Below are 7,789 nucleotides of genomic sequence, written 5' to 3'. Positions count from 1 at the left end.
CGGGGGACTGGCCCCCACTACGTTAATGTGGTAAAGTGTCCCTAACAAATGGTCAGAACTTCATGTTGTGCTGCCAGTTCAATAAAGTGAGCCATACTACTAATCTCACCACAAGTTAATTGGTCCCCAAGCTCATAGTAATCCACACACGTTTTACAAGCGAATAGGGAGACTCCTGCTTGTTCAAGCTCCTGCAAGTGAACAGATACTAGCGACTGCTCTGTTAACGTAAAAACCCCACGATTCATAAAGAAAACGGCAACTGGCTTTTCTTCTCGTTGCTTTACAAGGGTAAAAAATGTTTCTAGTACTCCTTCGCCTAATTCCTTATCACCATTCCCTAATTGATCTGAGCTTACTAGAATTACTTTGTTTTTCATCTTCTCCACTCCCAATTCTTTTTCTCCCTTTCATTATCTCAAATGTATGTGCATGTCACAAAAGGCTCTTTTCGTAAACATTGTTGCTATTAGTGAAATCTTTGAATATTTAATAGGTCTATAGTTGTGCAACATTTATATCTATGACGAAAAGATGCCACGGAACCTTAATGAAATTGCGGGTATAGACTTATTCGATAAACAACAATCAATGCGAAAACAACCTATCAAAATAATGTTAAATCTTCAAAAAGTTGTTAAAATTAAAGATAAGTACAAAATTGGAAAGGAAGAATTTTAATGAAACCGAGTATTTTCATAACGAGAAAGATACCAGAAATAGCTGTACAAATGTTACGTGAGCAATGTGAAGTTGAAATGTGGGACAAAGAGGATATTCCAGTACCAGTAGAGATTTTACGAGAAAAAGTAAAAACAGTTGATGGCTTATATTGTATGCTGTCAGATTCAATCAACAAAGAAATGATGGAAGAGGCACAAAATTTAAAAGTGATTAGCAATCTGGCTGTAGGTTATAACAATATTGATATTCAAGCAGCTTCTGAAAAAGGAATAATGGTCACGAATACACCAGGCGTTCTAAATGAAGCAACAGCTGACTTAACCTTTTCTTTATTAATGGCAACGGCAAGAAGAATTCCAGAAGCATCTGATTTTGTGCGAAACGGAGAATGGAAATCGTGGTCTCCTATGCTACTTACTGGTCAGGATGTCTTCGGTGCCACAATCGGGATAATCGGAATGGGAAGAATAGGAGAAGCAGTAGCTAGAAGAGCAAAAGGATTCAATATGAACATTCTGTATCATAATAGATCGAGAAAAGAACAAGCAGAAAAAGAGCTTGGCGCTACTTACGTAAGCTTAGAGGAATTGTTAGCAAAGTCTGATTTTGTCGTGCTATTAGCACCATTCACGGAAGAAACGAAGAATCTTATCGCAAAAAAGGAATTGGAACAAATGAAAGAAACCTCCATTCTCATTAATGTTGCGCGAGGAGGAATGGTGAATGAATCAGATTTATACGATGCATTGGTCCAAAAGAAAATCTGGGCAGCAGGTCTAGACGTATTTGAACAGGAACCAGTCCCACTAGACCATCCACTATTAACACTACCAAACGTCGTGGTTCTTCCACATATCGGATCCGCGAGTATCAAAACAAGAATCACAATGTCAGAAGTAGCGGCAAGCAACATGCTACAAGCCCTAAACGGACAAGTACCAAGTGACCTCGTCAATACAAACATTTTAACGCGTTAAAGGAGTGGTGGCCTGTCCCCCATCACTTTAAAGTGATGAAGGGACAGGCCCAGATAATGATAAAAACCTGCCGATTCGGTAGGTTTGACTATTTGACTGAAATTTTAGTTTGTGGTTTTTCGTTGGTATTTCGTTTTTTGAATTCTTCGAGAAGGGCGTTTCCGTGGAAGCCTTCTTCGATAAGCTCGGTCAGTACGTCTTCTGAGCGATCCAACTTTCCTACAATTAAGCCATTAAGTAGTACACTCATGTTATCTTCCATGAGTGAAACGCTTAAGATTGTAGTGATAAAAGGCGCAGGGGCATTGTCTGAACGTGAGATTACAGCCTCAACCAAGAGTTCTTGTTCATCATCTTTTAGCTTGTTAAAGAGCTCGGAGTGACTTTTATCCACGTACATTTCAATTAGCCATTGCCGCTGATCATCCTCTTTGTTAATCACAAGTCCGTCAATTAAATGAACTTCTTGAATGATCACTTGGTTTTGTGGATGTGAGATTTTTAAGGATACTAGTTTGAACGTTTTCATAGCTCCTCCTCTGGTCCATACTTTCTAAATAGTATACCATGTAAACTATCTTCATCATAACTTGTATAGTTGTACTAGACAATCGTTTATTTGCCTAGTTTTATCGTAATTCGCTAAACTAATAAATAAAGGCACTTTTCTAGGTGAAACATTTATTGCTTCGACGAGAAGGTGCTCCGAAACTTCCATTACTACGTGTTTTTGCACTTACTAGAACATAAATATAGAAACGAAAGGGAGGTGCCATTCATGAAGCCTATTCCAGATCATTTAGTAGAAGGGTTGAAAATTGTCTTTATCGGTTTTAACCCTAGTATTCGGTCTAGTGAAACAGGTCACCATTTTGCTAATCCGAACAATCGGTTCTGGAAAATCCTCTTCGAATCAGGATTAACACCACGATTATATAATACGGAAGAGGATCAAACTCTAGTGAAGCTAGGCTATGGATTAACAAACATCGTAGAACGACCAACAAAAGAAGCATTAGAAATCTCAAAAGAAGAGTATGAAGAAGGACGAATTCAACTAGTAGAAAAACTTGAAACATATAAACCGAAAATCGCCTGCTATGTAGGAAAAGGCGTGTACCAGGAGCTATCAAAAAAGAAAACCATTCCATGGGGATTACAAGAAACATCTGTAGTTGAAGGTGTTCAAGATTTTGTAGCGCCTTCCTCTAGCGGCCTTGTACGAATGAGATTAAACGAAATTGTGGATATTTATAAGCAATTACATCAAATCACATAACAATCAAGAGCTTGGAATGTTTCCAGGCTTTGTTCCTCCTACTATTATCCTATGTTACAAGCCCCTCCGTATGAATTAAATCCTACACTTTCATACATAACAATGCCTCGTTAACAAACAATAACCTTACAAAATATTGTTTAGAGGTGAACAGATGAACGTTGAAAATTTTAGGCTTTTGCCTAATTCAGATGGAAGCTACACCATTGAAGTGAACATTGGGAAATATAACGAGGAATTCGCAAGCGAACTCGGTCAACCATCAAAGACACGGGACAACCTCTTACAGGAAGTAAAAAGACTTGCTAAACAGCAGTATCCCAATCTCAAAATTAATACCATTAAGGTTCTTGCGGGCGCCATGTTAATAGGTGTAATCAACCTCGGTGCTGCCGGAAATTTAGAGGCACGAGCAGAGGGAACAACATATCAAGTAGTTACAGGCTACCCGACAATCTCGCACACTGTGAAAAGCGGGGACACGTTATCAGTCATCGCTCGAAACTATAACGTAACCGTGACGGATATAAAAGACTTTAACGGACTCAAATCAGATGTCATTTATGTCGGACAAATCATAAAAATTCCGTACTATTCTTATATCGTGGTAGGTGGGGACAGCCTGTCATTAATTGCAAAAAAGCTTAATTCTACTGTAACAGCAATTAAAGAGACAAATAAATTAACGTCTGATCAAATTTATATCGCTCAAAAATTACTCGTTCCTGTTACAAAATCTCAAGTAACAACAACGACACCTGCAACCACACCAACAATTGAAACGAGCACAAACACGTACACTGTAAAATCAGGGGATACATTAAGCATAATTGCCAAAAATTATGGTACGACCGTAGACAACTTGCAGAAGCTAAACAATTTAACAACAACCGTTATCTACCCTGGACAACTGTTAAAGGTGCCATCCGTAACAACACCAGCACCAGCTCCTGAACAACCAACTGCACCGGTGCAGGACACTGTTTATACAGTTGTGCTTGGAGACTCGTTATCCTTAATCGCGAAAAAGTACAATATTACGGCAGATCAGATCAAAACAGCCAATAAGCTTACATCGGACATGATTTACGTTGGCCAAAAGCTAACTATTCCGGCTCCACCTATTCCAACAACAGAGCAGGCTCAACCTGTGGTAGAAGTGCCAGTTGAACCAGAAACAACTCAAATAACGTACACGGTTACTCTTGGAGATTCATTAAGTGTCATTGCAAGCCGTCACAATACCACTGTTGCTGCCATCAAAGAACTCAATAATCTTCAATCTGACATGATCTATGTCGGTCAAAAGCTGTTAATTTCAAAAACAACAGTCGCAGTTGACCAAACTCCACCTGCTACACCAACGATTGAACCATTGCAGGTAATAAAGCAAACGAATGTATCGATTTATGAAGTCAGAGGAAAAACAGAAGCAGGTGCGAAGGTAAGCATCACAGCAACCGATCAGTCAGGAAAAACGATTAAAGCAGAAACAACTGCAAATAATGATGGTTCCTACTCATTCAAGCGAGATTTTACAACATTACAAGATGGGAAAATTACATTGGAAGTTATTGCAACAGATGCGGCAGGAAATAAAAGTACAGCACAAACAGCAACTGTCACAAAAGACGTACTAGCACCAACCAGCCTTCAAATCACTAGCAAAGAAACAATTACAAATCAAAATGCCTCAACCTACCCGTTAACAGGAACGGTAACGGGTGCGACAAAAATAAAAATAGAACTAACAGATGAAGCAAACAACGTAATACGTGACGAGATCGCAGTAGCAAATAATACGTACCAAAAGGCAGTAAATGTGTCTACCTTAACCGACGGGAACATAACGGTGAAAGCTACGGCAGTAGATTCATTTGGAAATGAAAGTACACTTGTTTCAAAAATCGTTACGAAAGACACGGCTGGTCCAAGTGCACCAACACTTACAGGTCCAACGTACATAAACACTGAAAATCAACATGAAATCACGTTAACAGGTACAACTGAACCTGGTGCAACTGTGGCACTATCAATAAGTGATAATGTCAACTCTACGACGAAACAAACGACTGCAGATTCAAACGGAACGTATACCTTCACCATCGATGCCCGAATTTTTAATGAAGGGAACACCTCATTCACTGCAAGAAGTAAAGATGCAGCAGGAAATGAAAGTGAAGCAACAACGATCCACATAACGAAAGACGTTACAGTAGGTGACCTCATACTCGGCGATACAAAAGACATTAATATTGATTCAGCTGGAGCTTTTTCTATAAATGGAAAAGGAGAATCAAATACAAATGTCGTTATATCACTGGAAGATCGTACGGGCAAGGTCATTCATCAAAAAGCAAAAACAGATGAAAACGGAAATTTTTCCGCAACGTTAGACACCAACACACTATCTGACGGTGTGATTACACTATTAGCATCTCAAATGGATGAAGCCGGAAATAAAAGTACAACAATTACAAAAGTGATTCAAAAGGACACTGCAGCGCCATCGCAGGTCAACATCAATTCACTAGAAACATTAACTCAAATAAATGCTGGGGACTATACCATTTCTGGTGCAGGTGAACCATTAAGCACGATAACAGCAACAATTGTTGACCTTGATGGAAAAACCGTTACAAAAGAGATAAGAGTAGTAGCCGATGGAAGCTTTAGTACAAAGGTTGATCTATCTAGCTTAAATGGAGAGCGTCTAACCCTTTCACTACAAGCAAAAGATGAAGCGGGAAATAAGAGCGAAGGAATAACAGAAACAATAACGATTGACAAGACAGGGCCGCAAACAGTAGACGCAAGCTTTTTACCAATGATAAATCGTGAAACAGTAAGTACCTATACCGTTTCTGGTCTAACAGAAGCCCATGCTTCCATTGAAATCGAATTTTCGGACGGTACAACGACAATAGTTAGTCAAGCAAAAGCAGATGAAAATGGAAACTTCACTACTCAAGCGGATTTAACTAGGTTAAAAGATGGTACTGTTACAGGCATCATCAGAACAAAGGATACTAATCAAAATGATGGTGTAGTAAAAGAAATATCTATTACGAAGGATACAACTGTGACAGATTTATCAACTTTCTTTGCAGACGACGCCGGAAAAGTGTCTTCTACCAATGCTACAACCTATTCATTAAGCGGGACAAGTCAAGAGGAAGGTGCAACGGTAACGATTCAAGTAACAGACGGTACAACGGTGGTAAAGGAAACAGCCTTAGTTGTGGACGGGAAATTTCAAGCGCCACTTAACTTATCGAAGCTTACTGACGGTACGCTTACGGTCACTGCCTCACAGCAAGACATTGCCGGAAATAGTAGCAATGAATATACAACGACCATTGAAAAAGATACGATCGTGAACCAGCCTGTCATTCAAACAAGTAAACTAACAAGGACTAGTACGGGTTATACATACACGATTCAAGGAATCGGAGAACCGAATAGTAAAGTGTATGTAAATATCTCTGGCCAATCAAGTCCTGTAACGATTACAAAGGAGTTTCCACTTAACATTTCAGATACGTTTACTGCAACCATTGACGTTTCTTCCTTAAACGGTCAAAAGCCATTCATAACAGTTACCCAAGAAGATAGCTTTGGAAATGATAGTAAGCTTTTGATTGCCGGAATCTCAACCTATGTCGTCGGTTCAGGAGATACACTGTGGAAAGTTTCAACAGTACTAGGCACAACAGTGAATGAGCTTAAAACACTTAACCAGCTCACATCCGATATGGTTTACATCGGTCAACAACTAAAAGTGCCACTTGTCGCTGGCTTAACACAAGAAGCCATTTCTGAAGAACAAGCTTTTAATATGGGTTATTTATATCACGGTAGTTCCAACACGTACATGGAAACGATGCAGCATACACAAGGAAGCATCAATGTTGTATCACCAACTTACTTTGACATTAATGCAGACGGAACGTTAAAGCTAACGCAAGTTGTAGATCGATATTTTATCGCCAATATGCAGACAAATGGCATCCGGGTTGTTCCATTCCTTAGCAATCACTGGGATCGAGCAACAGGAGAAAAAGCTTTGCAAAACCGTGAAGTATTATCCGATCAAATTGCAGAGGTAGTTCGTATTTACAACCTAGACGGAGTCAATATTGATATTGAAAATGTCACACATGAATACCGCGTGGAATATACCGATTTTGCAAGGATGCTAAGAGAAAAGATTCCTGCCGATAAAGAAGTTTCTGTTGCAGTCGCAGCAAATCCATACAATTATCAAACGGGCTGGCACGGTTCATATGATTACTCAAGCTTAGCCCAGTCTTCGGATTATTTAATGATTATGGCGTATGACGAAAGCTATTCAGGCAGTAAACCGGGACCAGTGGCAAGCGTGCAGTTCGTCGAGAAGTCCATTCAATATGCTCTAGAGAGTGGTGTTCCAAAAGAAAAAATTGTACTCGGTCTTGGCCATTACGGACGATACTGGGTAGAGGGGGCAACAGTTGGAGGAAATGCAATCTCTAATCAACAAGTAACAGAAGCTGTAAAGCTTTATAACGGTGTCGTTTCATTTGATCAACAAAGCATGTCACCAAAAGCTACCTTCACCATTAATGAAGGAGACCCAATCTTGTCCGTATACGGAGTGGCACTAAAACCCGGTAATTATACAGTCTGGTTTGAAAATGAGGAATCAATGCGAGCGAAGTTTGAACTTGTAGAGAAATATGGAATCAAAGGTACAGGAAACTGGGGAGTGGAAATGGAAAACCGTGAGTTTTGGACAAGCTTTTCTGATTGGCAAAAAGCGACTCAGCCTGTTAACGGGGAAGATTCTTAGGAATCTTCCTTTTTTTAC

General features: G+C 39.6%; 5 protein-coding genes. 3 read left to right on the top strand and 2 right to left on the bottom strand.

All coding sequences use genetic code 11. The features are described from left to right. Window positions 1-41: 41 nt before the first annotated feature. Entirely contained in the window at window positions 42-380 is a 339-nt protein-coding gene (locus tag JR050_RS16075; protein ID WP_204204534.1) for a DsrE family protein, read from the bottom strand. Window positions 381-680: 300 nt separating this feature from the next. On the opposite strand from JR050_RS16075, the gene JR050_RS16070 reads away from it, so the two are divergent. Further along, complete coding sequence (locus JR050_RS16070; protein ID WP_204204533.1) at window positions 681-1,661, top strand: 2-hydroxyacid dehydrogenase; 981 nt, start codon at window positions 681-683, stop codon at window positions 1,659-1,661. 88 nt (window positions 1,662-1,749) lie between these two features. Here JR050_RS16070 and JR050_RS16065 read toward each other — a convergent pair whose 3' ends face one another. Further along, window positions 1,750-2,190: a YwpF family protein gene (locus JR050_RS16065; protein ID WP_204204532.1), complete on the bottom strand. Its 441-nt coding sequence runs from the start codon at window positions 2,188-2,190 to the stop codon at window positions 1,750-1,752. A 249-nt stretch (window positions 2,191-2,439) separates the two neighbouring features. Here JR050_RS16065 and JR050_RS16060 point away from each other — a divergent pair, with 249 nt between their 5' ends. Together JR050_RS16060 and JR050_RS20390 are read left to right on the top strand one after the other, a co-directional pair. Next, window positions 2,440-2,940 (top strand): mismatch-specific DNA-glycosylase, encoded by a 501-nt coding sequence (locus tag JR050_RS16060; protein WP_204204531.1) that lies wholly within the window; start codon window positions 2,440-2,442, stop codon window positions 2,938-2,940. A gap of 154 nt (window positions 2,941-3,094) precedes the next feature. Further along, window positions 3,095-7,771 (top strand): LysM peptidoglycan-binding domain-containing protein, encoded by a 4,677-nt coding sequence (locus JR050_RS20390; protein ID WP_239454437.1) that lies wholly within the window; start codon window positions 3,095-3,097, stop codon window positions 7,769-7,771. The last annotated feature ends 18 nt before the right edge of the window (window positions 7,772-7,789 follow it).

Origin of the sequence: Bacillus suaedaesalsae (genome assembly GCF_016890225.1) — a bacterium.
In the GTDB taxonomy this organism is placed as follows: domain Bacteria; phylum Bacillota; class Bacilli; order Bacillales; family SA4; genus Bacillus_BS; species Bacillus_BS suaedaesalsae.
This window is presented reverse-complemented; position numbering and strand designations above follow the sequence as displayed.

What these genes read in the sequence shown, in the direction of transcription:
- JR050_RS16075 (WP_204204534.1), bottom strand. Translation starts at nt 380, where the DNA reads ATGAAAAACAAAGTAATTCTAGTAAGCTCAGATCAATTAGGGAATGGT.
- JR050_RS16070 (WP_204204533.1), top strand. Translation starts at nt 681, where the DNA reads ATGAAACCGAGTATTTTCATAACGAGAAAGATACCAGAAATAGCTGTA.
- JR050_RS16065 (WP_204204532.1), bottom strand. Translation starts at nt 2,190, where the DNA reads ATGAAAACGTTCAAACTAGTATCCTTAAAAATCTCACATCCACAAAAC.
- JR050_RS16060 (WP_204204531.1), top strand. Translation starts at nt 2,440, where the DNA reads ATGAAGCCTATTCCAGATCATTTAGTAGAAGGGTTGAAAATTGTCTTT.
- JR050_RS20390 (WP_239454437.1), top strand. Translation starts at nt 3,095, where the DNA reads ATGAACGTTGAAAATTTTAGGCTTTTGCCTAATTCAGATGGAAGCTAC.